General features: G+C 39.4%; 13 protein-coding genes. 9 read left to right on the top strand and 4 right to left on the bottom strand.

Features of this window, described 5'->3' with window-relative positions; translation table 11 throughout:
• Positions 1 to 9: 9 nt before the first annotated feature.
• The 9 genes from SLH46_RS16655 to SLH46_RS16615 all read left to right on the top strand — a co-directional run bounded on the left by SLH46_RS16655 (position 10) and on the right by SLH46_RS16615 (position 11,955).
• On the top strand, positions 10 to 2,721 hold the full coding sequence (locus SLH46_RS16655) for a TonB-dependent receptor (RefSeq protein WP_320282337.1): 2,712 nt from the start codon (positions 10 to 12) through the stop codon (positions 2,719 to 2,721).
• On the top strand, positions 2,721 to 3,857 hold the full coding sequence (locus tag SLH46_RS16650; protein ID WP_320282336.1) for a DUF4249 domain-containing protein: 1,137 nt from the start codon (positions 2,721 to 2,723) through the stop codon (positions 3,855 to 3,857). Before SLH46_RS16655 ends, SLH46_RS16650 begins: the two co-directional genes overlap by 1 nt.
• 6 nt (positions 3,858 to 3,863) lie before the next feature.
• Positions 3,864 to 5,531 (top strand): hypothetical protein, encoded by a 1,668-nt coding sequence (locus SLH46_RS16645; RefSeq protein WP_320282335.1) that lies wholly within the window; start codon positions 3,864 to 3,866, stop codon positions 5,529 to 5,531.
• A gap of 148 nt (positions 5,532 to 5,679) precedes the next feature.
• Positions 5,680 to 6,390 (top strand): hypothetical protein, encoded by a 711-nt coding sequence (locus SLH46_RS16640; RefSeq protein ID WP_320282334.1) that lies wholly within the window; start codon positions 5,680 to 5,682, stop codon positions 6,388 to 6,390.
• 126 nt (positions 6,391 to 6,516) lie between these two features.
• Complete coding sequence (locus tag SLH46_RS16635) at positions 6,517 to 8,406, top strand: DUF4139 domain-containing protein (RefSeq protein WP_320282333.1); 1,890 nt, start codon at positions 6,517 to 6,519, stop codon at positions 8,404 to 8,406.
• Positions 8,407 to 8,528: 122 nt separating this feature from the next.
• Positions 8,529 to 9,296 carry a hypothetical protein gene (locus SLH46_RS16630; RefSeq protein ID WP_320282332.1) on the top strand — a complete coding sequence of 256 codons (768 nt, stop codon included), beginning with the start codon at positions 8,529 to 8,531 and terminating at the stop codon, positions 9,294 to 9,296.
• A 223-nt stretch (positions 9,297 to 9,519) separates the two neighbouring features.
• Entirely contained in the window at positions 9,520 to 9,807 is a 288-nt protein-coding gene (locus tag SLH46_RS16625; RefSeq protein WP_320282331.1) for a DUF1330 domain-containing protein, read from the top strand.
• Between the two features lie 20 nt (positions 9,808 to 9,827).
• Entirely contained in the window at positions 9,828 to 10,241 is a 414-nt protein-coding gene (locus tag SLH46_RS16620) for a GNAT family N-acetyltransferase (protein ID WP_320282330.1), read from the top strand.
• Positions 10,242 to 10,353: 112 nt separating this feature from the next.
• Positions 10,354 to 11,955 (top strand): TlpA family protein disulfide reductase, encoded by a 1,602-nt coding sequence (locus SLH46_RS16615; protein WP_320282329.1) that lies wholly within the window; start codon positions 10,354 to 10,356, stop codon positions 11,953 to 11,955.
• 7 nt (positions 11,956 to 11,962) lie between these two features.
• Here SLH46_RS16615 and SLH46_RS16610 read toward each other — a convergent pair whose 3' ends face one another.
• Genes SLH46_RS16610 through SLH46_RS16595 form a run of 4 tightly spaced genes read right to left on the bottom strand, consistent with a single transcriptional unit; the run spans position 11,963 to position 16,693 of the window.
• The gene (locus SLH46_RS16610; RefSeq protein ID WP_320282328.1) at positions 11,963 to 13,066 is read right to left on the bottom strand and encodes a hybrid sensor histidine kinase/response regulator; all 1,104 of its coding nucleotides are present in this window, start codon (positions 13,064 to 13,066) and stop codon (positions 11,963 to 11,965) included.
• A gap of 3 nt (positions 13,067 to 13,069) precedes the next feature.
• The gene (locus SLH46_RS16605) at positions 13,070 to 15,256 is read right to left on the bottom strand and encodes an ATP-binding protein (protein WP_320282327.1); all 2,187 of its coding nucleotides are present in this window, start codon (positions 15,254 to 15,256) and stop codon (positions 13,070 to 13,072) included.
• The gene (locus SLH46_RS16600) at positions 15,216 to 16,271 is read right to left on the bottom strand and encodes an ATP-binding SpoIIE family protein phosphatase (RefSeq protein ID WP_320282326.1); all 1,056 of its coding nucleotides are present in this window, start codon (positions 16,269 to 16,271) and stop codon (positions 15,216 to 15,218) included. The genes SLH46_RS16605 and SLH46_RS16600 overlap by 41 nt, the downstream gene beginning before the upstream one ends.
• On the bottom strand, positions 16,268 to 16,693 hold the full coding sequence (locus SLH46_RS16595; protein WP_320282325.1) for an anti-sigma regulatory factor: 426 nt from the start codon (positions 16,691 to 16,693) through the stop codon (positions 16,268 to 16,270). The genes SLH46_RS16600 and SLH46_RS16595 overlap by 4 nt, the downstream gene beginning before the upstream one ends.
• Between the last annotated feature and the right edge of the window lies 1 nt (position 16,694).

The following is a 16,694-nucleotide window of genomic DNA, read 5'->3' as shown; positions in this document are numbered from 1 at the left end:
TACATAGTATTGATCCTTCTGGTTGGGCTGTTTTCGGTAAAAGCATGGGGACAGAAGACAGAGCCGATTATCTCAGGTAATTATTCGAGAGTTCAGTTAATTGACTTTATTAAAGAAATTGAAACGCAATACAACTTCAGTTTCTTTTATAAAGATTCCGAAATAGAAAGTCGGGTAATAAATGAAGTTTTTGAGAAGGAGCCGCTGCAAAGTTGTTTGCAAAAAATCGGTGTCGATCTAATCCTGAATTTTACGCTTATCGACAACCAGGTATTTATTTACAAAGGGCCGGAAATTAGAAGCGACTTTTTTGTTGAGCAACAAACCGAAAAAGCGCCAGAAACTATATCGCAGGAAAAACTTGATTTGGCCGAACTGAGAAGGCAGGAATTTATAATAAAAAACATTGGTGTTCCCGGGCAATCCAGAGCTCGGTTGGTTACATTAACCGGAACCTTAAAAGTTTTCGACGACAAGTCGCCTGTAGCAAACGGCAATGTTATTGTTGCCGGTACAACCACAGGAGTGGCAACCGACAAAAATGGCCGTTTTGAAATTTTATTGGAGAAAGGTAACCATACCTTGCAGTTTAGTAGTGTAGGTATGAAACCAACTCAACGGGTTATCAATATTTATTCAAATGGCCGGCTCGATGTAGAATTGGAAACCCAGGTGATGCTCATCGGGGATATCGATATTTATGGCGATAAAAAAGAGACGGTGAGCGATGTGCGATCGGGGGTTGAACGGATTAGTGAGGAGATGATAAAATCTATTCCGGCCTTGCTGGGAGAGCCCGATATTATAAGAACCACACTTTTGATTCCCGGAGTACAAACCGTAGGTGAAAGTGCGCAGGGATTTAATGTGCGTGGTGGAAAAACCGATCAGAATTTGATTCTGGTGGATGGGGCACCACTTTATTATCCGTCGCATTTTTTTGGGAATTTCTCGGCCGTAAATTCCGATATGGTAAAAGATGCCATCCTCTACAAAGGAAGTATGCCGGCGCAATACGGAGGGCGAATTTCTTCTGTTTATGAGATCAATACAATCGAGGGCGACAGCAAAAAGATAAAAGGTGTTGGAGGCATAAGTCCGCTGTCAGCAAAAATAGCCGTGAACGGGCCACTTCAAAAAGGATCTACTTTTGCGGTGAGCGCCAGAAGCACCTATTCTGATTACGTTTTGGATTTAATAAAAGTACCCGATCTGTATAACAGTGAGGTTGGATTTAATGATTTCCATGCCAAAACAAATTTGCGTTTAAGTGATAAGTCGCAACTTGCGATTGCAGCCTACACCAGTAACGACAAATACAAACTGCACAGCGATACTTTGTACAAATACAAAAACGCTATTCTTTCTGCCGATCTTCATCAGCGATACAATGATAAATGGGAATCTGATTTTCTTTTTACCACGAGTATGTTCGGATATGATATTTCGAGCAGCCAAAGTTTGAGTAATGCCTACAACATGACTCATGATGTTTTGAATGCAGGATTTAAAAACAATAATCAGGTGAGTTTTACACAAGATGCCACACTCAATTTTGGTGGCGAGCTGAATGCTTTCTTTGTTAATCCCGGGGAGAAAACTGTTCCCGATGGATCTTCTCTCACCCCGTTCGAAAGCAGCACCGAAAAGGCAATGGAATATGCACTATTTGCAGGAGCTGAGTTTCCGGTTACAAGCAGATTGACCCTGGAAACGGGTTTGCGTTTGTCGGGCTATCTCTCTTTTGACGATGGATTACGCTATGTGTACGATCCAAACCTGCCAATGGACGAGGAGAATATTATTGACGTGATTGAAGGTGAAGAAAATACGATCAAGAAAAAATACTTATATCCAATATTCAGGTTTTCGGCTAATTACATGTTACGATACAATACTTCGGTAAAGTTTAGCTATAATCGAACCGTTCAATACATTCACATTTTAACAAATTCCACTGCAATATCGCCAACCGACACCTGGAAATTGAGTGATGAACACATTCCTCCTCAGTTGGGGCACCAGTTATCTGCCGGAATTTTTAGAAGCTTTGGAGACAATGATATTGAGGTTTCTGTTGAAGGCTTTTTTAAACGAATTGATAACCTGAAAGAATACAAACCGGGTGCAAGTTTATTGCTGAACGATCATATCGAGACAGAGATATTAAATGGAAAAGGGAAGTCGTACGGAGTGGAGTTTGCACTAAAAAAGAATACCGGTCGATTAAACGGAGGTTTGGGTTATGCTTATATGCGAACGTTGTTAAAAGCCGATTCTGAATTTGAATCGGAAAAGGTGAACAATGGCGAGTATTTCCCTGCGAACTACGATAAACCGCATAATTTTAACCTTCTGCTTAATCTCAAAGCAACTCGTAAAGTGTTGTTGTCGAGTACAGTTAATTATTCAACAGGTCGGCCGATAACATACCCGGTAGCAAAATACCAGTTGGGAGACCAGGTAATGCTGCATTATTCTGATTTTAACCGCTACCGGATTCCTGATTATTTCAGAATGGATTTCTCAGTAACCTTTGAGGGTAACTTAAAAGCGGACAAAAAAATCGATGGTTCACTAACTTTTGCCATCTATAATGTTACAGCACGTAAAAATGCGTACTCTGTATTTTTCCGGAGCGAAGGAGAACAGTTTAACGGCTATCGGCTATCAGTTTTTGCCACAGCAATACCAACGATATCTTATAATTTTAAATTTTAATGAAAGCTAAACTATTAAAATATTGTGTCGTTATTTTTTCCTTGCTTTCAGCGGTGTTGCTGAATAATTGTATCGATCCGTATCGTCCAGATTTAAAAGATGAGGACATGCAGAGTATTTTGGTTGTAGAAGGTTTGATAACAACAGAAGCCGGTCGGTTTGAAGTGATTTTGCGGCGTTCTGTTCCCTTGGATACAATGGTTAATTTTACGGAAGAATCGGGGGCACAGGTTTATATTCTGGATAGTAACGGTAAACGAACAGAACTGGTGGAAATGGCTCCCGGAACGTACAGAAGTCTGAATGATGATGACCAGGCAGAGGTGGGTATTGAATACCAGTTATTCATAACCGATGCAACGGGGGCAGCATATGAATCGTCGCCTGTAACGCTGGAGCAATCGCCCGATTTTGGAGACCTGGAATGGGAAGAAACAGAGGTTGTAGTATTTGTAGATAACGAGGCGATTACCCAAAAAGCGATGAATATTTACGTAAATGCCAGCGATCCAACGAACGAAACGGAATACTATCAGTGGGAATTTTCAGAAACCTTTGAAGTGATTATGCCGGGACATATTACCGCACTCGATGGTTTTGGAATGCCTTACGAAGCTACTGTTATCGTTCCTGAAGAAAAAAAATACTGCTGGGTAACGCGTCCGCAAAGCAACATTTTGGTTAAATCGGTTGCCAGCCAGTCAAACAGCGATGTGGAAAAGTTCGTTGTCCTGAAAATTCCGGAGAACGACGACCGCTTGTTTTATCGCTATTCCATCGAAGTAAGTCAGTACCGTATTAATGAAGAATTATATGATTTCTGGAAGAAGTTAAAGGACATTAATGAAACTGCGGGGTCGTTGTACGACCAGGTGCCGGCTGCCGTTTTTGGTAACATTAGCTGCTGCGACGGAAGTTCTAAAGTATTGGGATTTTTTAATGCCGTGGATGTAAAACGGAAACGAATATTTATTGAAAATTACGAGCATGCCGTGCCTGCTGAAAATGCCTATGGTGGCTGTACTTATGTAACAGATTTTACCAGTTATCATTTTGTGAACCAGTTTTATGCCCGAAGTGCTTTTTGCAGCGATTGCCGGGTGTACGGAAGTAATATTAAACCGGATTTTTGGTAAGAGCACATGATGACCACAAAAAGCTATATCATATTATTCCTGCTACTGATCAGTGTTTTGGCTAAAGCACAGACCGGTAGTTTGCCACACGAAAAAATCGATGTGCACTTAAGCGAACAGTGCCTTTTGGTGGGTGACGAGCTGTGGATGAGTATCAGTGTAAATAATGAGCAGGAATTAGCGGGAAAGCAGATTTCGAATTTAGCTTTGGTTGAATTTGTGTCGGAGAATAACCAGTCTCTGGTGCGTAAAAAGATTTTATTGACCAAAGGTATTGGAGAATGTTCGATTACCGTCCCCGATACAATAGACTCCGGAATATATTACCTGATGACTTACACAAACTGGAGTAAAAACTTTGGCGAAGGTGCATCGAATGTGTCAAAAATTTATGTTTTTAATCCGGCAAAAACGGCAAATGTTAGTGTTGATACAACAGCAAAACAAGAAGCAGAAATAACACCCGTTGAAAATGAAGTTATTATCAAAACACAAAAGTCAGAATACACGTCCAGAGAACGGATAGACTTTTCTTTTCAACTGAAAGACGAGCAGTTGTCGCCAATTGCCTATTCGGTTTCGGTTGCTCCGGTATTGAGTAATTTGCTGAATAAAGAACTGACTGTTTTGACGCAATCCTCGCTTGCCGTATCGGACAAAATAGAATATTTGCCGGATTATAAAGGAATTTTACTTAGCGGGACACTCATCAATAAATTGAATAACGAAACCATTCCAAATCAGGAGCTGGTGATGTCATTACCGGGAGATGCCGTTGCTATCGATTTCACCACGACTGATGCACAAGGAAAATTTGAGTTTTTGTTGGAAGCCCGGGCCGGTTCAAAAGACATTGTATTTAATCTGCCATCAAATGAGGCGGTGATAAAATTTGATGAAAGTTTTGTAAATGGTTTTGAGAAAACTCCTGAAAGGACAGCTCTTGCGTTTGATGAGGGTACAGTTGATTTTCTGAAACGAATGTTTCTTTATCATCAACTAGGGGAACGATTCGATCAGAAAAATTACAAACCGGCAAGCAGTTCCTATGCCTCTGCTCATAGTAGTTTTTATGGCGAAGTTTATCAAAAAGTCTACCTAAAAGATTTTACAGAACTCGATTCCATTTCCGAATATTTCTACGAATTAACGCCAACTGTACATTTCCCGAAAAAAAGGGGAGAGCAGGAGTTGTATCTCACAAATCCGGAAACCAACTTTTCATTGGGATCGAACCCTGCTGTATTTATCGATGGTGTGTATTACCCGTATTTTGATGATTTGGCCGGACTGGATTATAAGTTGGTGGAGCAGATCAATGTAATTCCGAAGAATTATTACTACAAGAATAAAGTTTTTAATGGTATCGTTTCGTTGTATACGCACCAGAAAAACTTTAACGAGGTGTTTCAGCCTGAATCTATGCAGCGAATTATTTATCCCTTAACCGATGCATCATTCAGCTTTGGGGAATTTGTTCCGGAGAAAAGCAGCAGAGTACCTGATTTAAGAAGATTATTGCACTGGGAGCAAAACGCATGGAAAACAAAGGGGGCAGAACAAAAAGGTTCTTGTTATTCCAGCGATATCACAGGCGATTATCAAATTAATGTGCGTATTGTTACGGCTTCGGGCGAAGTTGTTAAGGGCGCAAAGCAAATCCGGGTTAAATAATTATCTCGCCCTACCAAGGCATCAATAATCAGTATCATGTTTCGGATAGGTGTGTATTGACACCTCGAAAAATGAGCGAATAATACTTTTATTATTCTATAGCTGTTTAACCATAAATTCTTACTTTTAAACAGCTAAAAAACCTGAAATGAAGAACACAGTTCTAATCTTTATCGCTTTATTACCACTATTTTGTTTCTCACAAAACGAAAACTGCGGTTTCTTTATAGAAACAGGAGTAACCATGTTTGGAGGCGGAGATTACATGCCGTTCGTTGGTAAAACAGGTATCTCCTTCTGGCAATCGAAAACATTTGTTGATAGAAATGGCGATGTGGAACTCTATGAAGGGTACAATTATCATGTTACCTCTTTTTCCATTGCACCACGATTTGGATATTGTTTAAGTAAGAAACTAGCTGTAGGTCTGGATTTTCAATATTTTAGAAATTATAATGCATATCGGGGAGCATATGATGATAAAGAGAATTACAGGAACTTTTTAGCAGGTATATTCCTTCGATATACCATTTTGGATAAAAAACACAGTCCTTTTGTTGAACTGGCTTCAGGAACAGGAATTTCGAAAAATATGTATAAAAGTTATTCTTCCGGAGGAGGGAGATATGATTTGATAAAGTACGATAACTTACCCTACATTGCAGGCAGTTTGGGCTATTTATTCAGGCTGAATGATAGCTTTAAAGTAGGAATAGCGGCAACGGTTCAGAATACACTTGAAAAGCCGAATGATAAAGGGAATGTTGGAACAGATATTGACCGGGTTTCAATTCTCGAAACAGGCATGGTCGCTTCAATAAGTTATTATTTTAAAAAACGGCAAAAACCAATAGAATAAATACAGGATGACAATCTCTCGAATAAAAACCTTGGTAATTGGTTTGATTTTTATATCAAGTGCATTAGTAAGTAGCGGACAATAAGCGAATTTTTGAAAGTTTTAAACCCTATTAAAAACCATATTATGAAAGCAATAACGATTTTACTGTTAAGCCTGATTTGTTGCAACTTATTTGCACAGGAAATAGGAGAAAAAGAAATTGAAACAAGTGTTTCGGAAGTAACCGTTTTTATTGAAGGAGCACAAATTACCCGAAAAAAAACAATTGAATTTGCAGAAGGGGAAACGGTACTCAAATTTACTAAGCTTTCGCCTTTTATCGATGCTAAAAGTGTTCAGGTTAAAGCAAATGGCGATGTTACTGTTTTGTCGGTCAATCATCAGCAAAATTTTTTGGAGACGCTTGAAAAACCGGATGAGGTAAAAACCATTGAAACAAAAATTAAAGCTCTTGATTCGAAAATAGAATTGGAACAAACACATTTGTCGATACTCGATGAGCAACTTACTTTCTTAAAAGACAACCGGGTAATCGGGGGTGAAAACAGTGAGACAAGCGTGGCAAACCTAAAGGAAACGTCGGAGTTTTACAGTGCTCAACTCACCGATTTGATGATGAAAAAAATTGAGCGGAATAAAACAATAGAAAACCTGAACGAGCAAAAAAGCAACCTTAAAAATCAGTTAAATACCATCTCCGGGAAAAAAGAGTTTGCCATGGGAGAAATTGTAGTTAAAGTTGAAACAAAAACAAAAACTTCAGCTTCAATTGAAATCTCCTATCTGGTGGAAAATGCCGGTTGGAATCCAAGCTACGATATTCGGGCAAAGTCAATAAACGATCCTGTTGAAATTATTTACAAGGCAAATGTCAGACAAGACACTAAAGTGGACTGGGACAATGTCAAATTAAAATTCTCATCATCCAATCCCACAACTTCCGGCGTTGCTCCCGAGTTAAAAACCTATTACCTGGATTATAACAATTTTCCGCCGGTTTATAATACAACCATAAATTTTGTTTCAGGACGGGTTGTCGACAAGGAGAATCAAACGCTTCCGGGAGTATCTGTAATGGTTCCGGGAACAACGATTGGTGCCGTAACAGATATAAACGGACGGTATTCTATTACCATTCCTCAAAATTCTGATTATTTAAGCTTTTCATTTATTGGTTGTAAAACTCAAACATTGCCAATCACACGTTCTGTAATTAATGTAAAATTGGAACAAGACCTGGTGGCGCTCGATGAAGTTGTTGCGATAGGTTACGGAACTCAGGAAGATTCAGATTTTGAACCTGCACTTCAGGGAAGAGTCGCAGGTATTAAAATTCGTGGAAGTTCAAGTCTGAAGAGCCGGGGGACTGAAAGTATTGCCGTCCCATTTCAAAAAACAGAAAATCAGACCACAGTTGATTTTGAGATTAAAACTCCCTATTCAGTAAAATCGGATAACAAAAGTTATGCGGTTGATATGGCAGTTTCCCAGGTTCCGGCATTTTATCAATATTATGCTGTTCCGAAAATTAGTAACGATGCTTTTTTGATCGCAAATATTACAGATTGGGAAAAATACAATTTACTGGAAGGAGAGGCTAACCTGTTTTTCGAAGAGACTTATATCGGAAAATCATTAATCGATGTCAGGTTTGCATCCGACACTTTACAAGTGTCGTTAGGAAAAGATAAAAATGTGAGTGTCAGCCGAAAAAATTTAAAGGACTTTACAAGCCGGCAATTTATCGGTTCGAAGAAGGAAGAAACGAAGTCGTGGATAACAACGATACGGAATAATAAAAGTCAGGAAATAAATATGATGATTCTTGATCAGGTTCCCGTTTCAAAACGTGAAGAAATAGAGGTTGATATTCAGGATTTATCAGGAGGAAAACAAAATAAAGAAACCGGAGAAGTAAAGTGGGAGTTTACGCTGAAACCATCGGTTGAAAAAGAACTAAAACTGAAATATTCGGTGAAATATCCAAAATCGAGGAATTTAGTAGTTGAATAAAAACCGATGCAACCTTGTACCAACCGTTACGAAAGATTTAGTACGCAACCAATACTATGTAAAGCACATCTAATAATCAGACAATCATTAACTAATAAATGTAAACATTAAAAAAAGTAATTATGAATGATATAAGGTGGAAAATCGGAATTCTAACCGTACTTGTTCTTTTTTGTAGTTGCTCAAAAGACGATGTTGAAATTGAAAATTCGAATGGAACAAAATTAATTTCAATCGATTACTCATATGAAGAAAATGAATGGAGTGAATATTATTACTACAATTCAAAGGATCAGTTGGTAGAAATGGAGGATTTAAGGTCACTAGGGCGGAGATATGAGTTTCTGTATTCCGATGATAAAGTTGAGCAAATTGAAACCTACCGGATCAGTGATAACAGGATCGTATTCAGAGATTCCATAGCGTATAATGATGCGGGTGAAATTGATAGAATTTATAGTTATTCAATCAATTTGGGAGACGATTTGCCATTGAATCTGATCTATGAATTCGAATACGATGACGCTGGAAATATCGTTAAAAAAACAACTTATTCCGATTTTTATGGCGAGAATCCCCGGATACAGAAATACTATTGGACGGATGGGAATGTTACGCGAGCGGAAGAATGGAGTGGTGATCAGTTGGTAACGGAATATTTTTATACGTACGATGATAAAATATATTATAAAAAGGATGCCCGGAATTATGCGACCGGCGAAGTGATAAAAAATAGAAACAATGTAAAATCGATATCTTTTAAAGATTACTCCGGATTGGTAGATGCTATTTGTAATCCTTGCGAATCATCGTATACATATAATCTGGATGATTATCCGGTAAAGATTACGACTAGTTACGGGCGCACAATGCGTATCAATTACGAATAAAATTGTATTAAAATACGTAATTGCCACTTGGCAACACGAACCAAAAACCAAACTACAACCCTTGACCGATTTGCGAATGAAAACAATAAGCAGCTGATTCTGGATTTGAGAAAGGATGAAATTTCTACTGCTGATATTGAATATTTGGCGGAGTAGAAGTTGTTAATCATTCCAACATTAAATCCAATTGGTAATTGGATATAAATTGACGAAATAAGAAGTTATGAGCTATTACTTTGTTGCACAGATTAGAATAAACGACGAGGTGGAGTACCAAAAATACATCGATAAATCGGATGCGATTTTTGCGAAGTTCAAGGGCGAATATTTGGCGGTTGACAACGAACCAACAGTGCTCGAAGGAAACTGGGGTTATACCCGCACTGTAATGATTAAATTTGAGAGCAAGGAGGATTTTATGGACTGGTACACCTCTGATGAGTATGAAACCATAAAACGCTTCCGCTTAAATGCAGCGGATTGTGATTCGCTATTGATAAAGGGACTGTAATAATTGAAAATATATTGGAAATGCTTCAGGTTTCAACCGATAAAACAAAATTGGATATAAAACTGATTCACGACTATTTGTCGAAAGAATCGTATTGGGCAGTTGGCAGGAATATTGAGGTGGTGCAACGTTCGATCGAAAATTCCTTGTGTTTTGGTTTGTACATCGACAACAAACAAATTGGATTTGCCCGGGTGGTGACCGATTATGCTGTGTTTGCCTGGATAATGGATGTTTTTATTCTCAAGGATTACCAGGGAAACGGCTACGGTAAAAAATTAATGCATGCGATAATGACGCATGAAAAACTTCAAAACCTTCAGCGTTGGGGGCTAGGAACCGATGATGCGCATGGACTTTACGAACAGTTTGGGTTTAAACCGTTAGAGAAGCCACAAAATATGATGGAAATTAAACGTCGGGCAGAAAATTGAAAGGCTGGATTCCGGGTTTTATTTCTGACCTTTTGTAACATTCAGGTAAAAGCGGTTTCACAAAGCGGACAAGTGCTAGCGGTAAAATAAATGAAGACAAAATTTCACTATCATGATAAAAATAAGATCTCAATTACGATACGTTTTTATTGTTTGTGTCTTATTTGTTGCTTGTTCACCCAGACAAAAAACGGAAAGCAAAATCCCGGTCGCAAATAACCAGGTTACTTTAATATTCGAAAATATACCTGCTGAATGGCGTTCGGAAGAAACGAATTGTATGGTTTTATCGGAGACTGAATATGTGGACGACAACTTTATTTCGCACCGTTTTACCCCTGATCCTTCAAAACTGTTTGATACTTTAACAATAACAACAAACAGGAATGTAGTTGAACTAACACATACTTATAAAACCGTTGATGAGTTTTCCTATCTGTTCCATAAAGGAGATACGGCCATTATTCGTTACAACGATAAAACGCCTGTAGTTGAGGTTGTAAACAGGGAAACTAAATCCTTCGATTTGAATTACGACTTACTTAAGAGGGAAAGACTTACACCCAATGATTTTCCTGCTTTTATAAAATTTCAACAACCAATTGTATTTGCCGATTATACCAATGGTTTTAATGGGGCAGAGGAGAGAGCATTTAATGCTGCTGTAAAAAACTTTATTCTTGAGATGGGGAAAGAATTAAATCTTCTGGACTCACTGCAAAAGCACGAATTAATTTCTGACGAAATAGCCAATTTCTATAAAACACAATTACTTTATCGACAGATAAACCTAAAATTACAATCGCAAATTGGCTCTCATTCAGTAAAACCGCTGTACAAAAAGTTCACACCTGAAGATTTTACCATAAGGATGGAATACTATCAAGAGTTAGGATGGATAAGCGGAGGAAATTTAATTGATAGCAAAAATGACAGTTTGTTGTACTTTAGTTATTACAACGACCTGTCCAACTGGATTTATTTTCAGTATTTTAGTCGAAAAGTGGGGCGTATAAAATCAACGAATTCGGTTAACAATATTACAACAGCCGGCAGTAATATTGCGGACTATTTAACGCTGGCCGACACGATTTACACCAGCATTCTTTTAAGTGAACATGCTAAAAATTTGCTTTTATTTAAAAACATACAAAACATCATTGAAAATTGTTCGATCGATGAAACGAGACAGGCTTTTAATAAATTTGAAAACCGGGTGAAAGATACAGTTCTGGTAAATTATGTTAGGAATAAGTATTCTCTCGATGATGAGTTGGTGGATGCGGCAAATGATATGCGATTAGTCTCCACAAATTGTGAATACCTTACTTATAACGAACTAATAGCAAAACATTCGGGTAATGTGATTTATATCGATTTCTGGGGGAGTTACTGTACGCCCTGTATCAACCAATTTCCTTTTGCAACCACCTTAAAAAAATTGTACGACGGACAAAAACTGGTGCAAATATACATTTCGGCAGAACCGGATCAAGAACAATGGGAAAGAGCTTGTACTAAATACGGCCTGCAAGCGGAGAGCTATTTTGTTGTAAACAGATATACATCAAAACAGTTAGAAAGCATGAATATCAATTATTTCCCACAGTACTTATTGTATGATAAAAACGGAACCTTGGTTAGTGAATCTTCACCAAGGCCCGGCGATAAAGAATTAATTGCCTTGTTGGACAGTTGCCTTGCAAAGCAATAGCTACTTACTATTGTTGAGGTTTTGGAAGTGTAAACCAAACCGTTGTACCTTCACCATAAACGCTGTCGATTCCGATTTTTCCCTTATTTCGTTTTACAAATTCATGACACAAAACAAGACCAAGACCATTTCCTTGTTCCTGCTCGGTACCGTGGGTCGATACTTTTGTATGGATGGAGAACAGTTTCTCAATTACCTCCGGTTTTATACCAGTACCGTTATCGGTAACCATAATTTTAACGCTGTCACCAAGGTCTTCGCCACTTATCAGAATCTTTCCTTCGGCATGGGTAAATTTTATGGCATTGGCGATAATATTTCGCAAAATCACAAAGATCATATTCTTATCGCCATAAACATGTAGCGGAGCGTCAATTTCATACTCAAGAGCGATACTTTTTGCCTGTGCAATGTGCTCTTGTTTGCGTACCACATCGCACAATATTTCCAGCAGATTATGGTTTTCGGGTTCAAATTTTATCGATCCGGTTTGCGAACGTGCCCAACGTAACAGGTTTTCCAGCAGGTCGAGTGTATTTTTCGAGGTGTTACCAATGTCGTTCAGCAGTTCATCAATTTCTTCTTTCGACAGAAACTGTTCATTCTCCTGGATAATCTGAACAAAGTTCATAATGATACCGAAGGCACCTCTTAAATCGTGCGAGATGATCGAGAAAAATTTGTTTTTGCTGGTAACTTCTTGTCCGAGAAGATTTTGAGTGGTCTTTAATGTAAGGTGCGTTTTTACCCTGGCCAGCAATTCGCTTCCGATAAAAGGTTTGGTAACATAGTCAACCGCACCCAGTTCAAAGCCTTTAACTATATCTTCAGTTTCTGTTTTTGCCGATAAAAAGATCACCGGAATGTCTTTGGTTTTCTCATTGCTTTTCAGAATCCGGCAGGTTTCATGCCCGTCCAGAATTGGCATCATAACATCAAGCAGAATAAGGTCGGGTTTTACTTTTTCAACCGTATCCAATGCTTGTTGACCATTCATTGCAATGGCAAGTTCGCAATCAAATTTTGCAAGGAGGGTGCCCAGCACCTGTATGTTTTTTGGGACGTCGTCAACGATTAAGATTATTGGTTTCTGATTATCGCTATTCGGCATTTTCTAATTCTTTAAAATGGTACTTTGTTCCTTGAGTCTACTTTTTAGGTTGTCCAGAATTTTTTCAAAATTGTTTATGGTTACGGGAAGGTGTTCCATGTCGTAATTGTCAGCTTGTTCTTCAACCTGCTCGCCCCAGTGTTTAAGCAGCGATGAATTATACTTTTCGCCAATTTCCTTTACCCGGGTAGCTAGTTTCTTAATCTCTCCCAGAATAAATGTATTTCGTAATGTTTCCCAAACAGGAACGATATTTTCCTCCAAAACAGTAATCAGTTCGGGGAGGTTCGAAATATTGCTAGGTTTTACAACTTCTTTCTTTTCCTGCTCAGCAATTATAGGTTCCTCGCGGTATTTCAGGTGCTCGCACAGTTTCGAGATCAGATCCTTTTTTGAAAAAGGTTTTCGGAGGTAGCCGTCAAATTCGGCTTCTTCAATCTTTTCTGTATCTTCTTTTAGTGCCGAAGCCGTGAATGCCAGCACCGGAATATGTTTTAAATTGTCGTCGGCTTTTAAAACCGAAGTGGCCTGGTAACCGTCCATTACCGGCATTTTTATGTCCATAAGGATAAGGTTCGGAGCCGATTGTTGAGCCAGTTCAATTGCTCGTTGCCCGTTTTCAGCAAGAGTTAATGATAGTTCGGTTGCCTCCAGAAAACTTTGAATAATTTTTCGGTTGGCATGAAAATCGTCAACAACCAAAACGTTCGCAGGTTCGAATACCAGTTTACATGCTGGTTTTGTATCTTCCTTACGTTCCGATTCAGTATGTTTGGCAGTTTTTAGGGCTATAAATTTCACCTGGAAAGAACTGCCTTTTTCCACTTCGCTTTCAACGATAATTTCACCGTTCATCATTCCAACGAGTCGTTTGGTAATGGCAAGCCCCAGACCGGTTCCTCCGTATTTGTTGATGTTTTGGTTTTTCTGTTGCTCAAAAGCTCCGAATATCAGTTCAAGCTGATCGGCTGCAATTCCAATTCCGGTATCTTCAACAACAAATTCAATGTCTTGTGTTTCTTCGTCTTTATTTTCGGCAACTTTCCGAACTTTCAGTTTAACACTGCCTTCGTCGGTAAATTTAACGGCGTTACCAATCAGGTTTATTAATATTTGCCTGATGCGGATGTCGTCGATCTCAATAAATCTTGAAACATCCGGATCAATTTCAGTAATCAGGTCAATTCCTTTTTGCTCAGTTTTGTGTCTGAAAATCTGACCAATTTCTTTTAACAACGAATGCAAATCGGTTGGTCGGTAGTTAATTTCAGTTTTTCCGGCCTCAATTTTCGAGAGGTCGAGAATATCGTTAATGATACTTAAAAGCGCACTGCCACTCGATGAAATAGCCGAAACATAGTTCATCAGCGATTTGTCGGTGATTTTATTGCTTAAGATTTCAGCAAAACCAAGAATAGCGTTCATTGGGGTTCGAATCTCGTGGCTCATGTTGGCCAAAAATTCACTTTTTGCCTTATTGGCTTGTTCGGCTTCCAGTTTTGCTTTTTCAATGGCAATAGCCTTATCTTCCAGTTCGCGGTTTAGCGCAACAACGCCTTTGTTGGTTTCTTCCAGCTCGTGGTTTATTGTTTCAATCTCGTCGTTACGTTCCTGCAGTTTCTGCAATAAAAATACCAGCTCGTTGTTTTGCGAGTTAATGGTATCAACCATGCTCGAGTCGCCTCTTTCGATGGTCTTTTTAAATGCTTTCCTGATGGAAGTAATTCGTTTGCTATCGAGTGACGAAAAGTAGGAGGGAAGCCATTTGGCTGCCGTAATGGTTGTTCCTTTGTTCGATTGGGTTTTTATATCGAAATTGTCCATCAGGCGTTGCGAGCCGCTAAGACCTACACCCATTCCGTGTCGCGATTTGTAGTTCCCGGCTTTTATTGCGTCAAGATCTTTAATTCCTTTGCCTTTATCTTTAAAAACAAGCAAAATTCCCGGACTTTTTTTTGCTCTTTCAACAATAAAAAACTCAATAGTTCCCTGTTGGGCATGCTCAATAATATTCCTGCTTAATTCCGAAACGGCTGTTCCTATCCGGATACAGGTAGTTTTATCAAACATGATCTCCTGAGCCAATAACGACCCCAGATTCCGGGCCCTCACAACATCCGATTCAAACTGAACCACAATGGTTCCAACCTCATGAATCGTAGCGGACGATAAGAATGGTAGCGTCGTCATTGTTTCTTGAGTAATTTGTAATTAAAAATTCGGCATTCTTTTGCGGATGCTCTTTCCAGTTGATGTTGTCGAATTGCCAGCGTGATGTAATACCATCGGATGACAGACACAGAAAATCACCCGGATTAAACGCATATTCAAAAACCCTTGGTGTACGCATATTGTGGCCAATTATACCACCGTACGAAAGCAGGTTGTTCTTTTTATCTGATGAATAAACAAAACCATCGATGTTGCCAATTCCGCTGAAAACCACTTTGCGCTTTTCGGTATCAATCGACACAACCGATGCCACCAGCCCGCGGGTACCTTTTGTACCTTCGTGCACATGGTTAAGCAGGTTGTCAACCGATTGTCCGGATTTTAGCAAAATCTGTTCGCGGGCCAGTTGCGAAGCCATGTGCGCCTCTTTTCCGTGCCCAAGACCATCGATTACTGCCACCACCGTTTTGGTTGATGAAATATGATTGATAACGTAACAGTCGCCGTTCAACTGTTCGCCGGGTTTGCTACGCGATGCAGCTCCAATTTGTAAGGACCGGTTGGCGCCGAGCCACTTTTTAGTTGGTACCCATTTTAAAGTTCTGATACAGTTGCTGTAGCGGTTTAAACCGGTTTGGTCGTTCTCGTTTATGAAAGGGATGTCGGTTGGATTAACCTCAAAAACATCGGAAAAACGACGAATGGAACCCAGCCCGATTCCCAGCGATACTTTGTTTGAAAAGCCATCTTTTAAGGCCTGTTCGATATCGGGAATACCTGGACCGGAATCGCAACACCACACTTCAATGCCTTTGTTGCCATCGTCGGTTTTTACTTCGTTCACTAAAATCTTACCTTTTCGACCACCGTGTTTTAACACGTTGGTAACCAGTTCGGTTATCACAATAGCGATTTCGCCCGATTTAACATCGTCGAATCCTATTTGTGTGCCCAGACTTACCGATTTTCTTCTGCAGATACCGATATCTGACTCATTCTCGATAAGTAAAGTAAGTTTTTGTTCACGAATCATCTCCATTTCATTATCCTCACAGTTGTTCCTTTTCCTACTTTAGTCTGAATTTCGAAGCGGTCGACCAAACGTTTGGTACCCGGAAGTCCGTAGCCCATGCCCATTCCCGATGTATAACCATCTTTCATAGCAAGTTCCAGATCTTCAATACCCGGGCCTTCATCCAGGCAGGTTACAATAAGCGCCCGCTTACTTTCAACCACACCACGCTCAATCAATACTTCACCACCACCCGCATAATTATACATATTCCGAAAAAGTTCCGAAACTGCAGTTGTAACGCGGGTTTGCTCTACTATTCCCATGCGTGCCTCTTTGGCATAATGCCGAACGAGTTGCCGCACTTTTACAATGTCGTGTTCTGTTTGTATTGGATATTTGCCGAGCTGCTCCCAGTTGTTATCGAAAGTAATTTCGTCCATT

The organism is Draconibacterium sp. IB214405 (assembly GCF_033963885.1).
Taxonomy (GTDB): domain Bacteria; phylum Bacteroidota; class Bacteroidia; order Bacteroidales; family Prolixibacteraceae; genus Draconibacterium.
The sequence above is the reverse complement of the archived record's forward strand: the minus strand, read 5'-3'. Positions and strand labels throughout refer to the sequence as shown.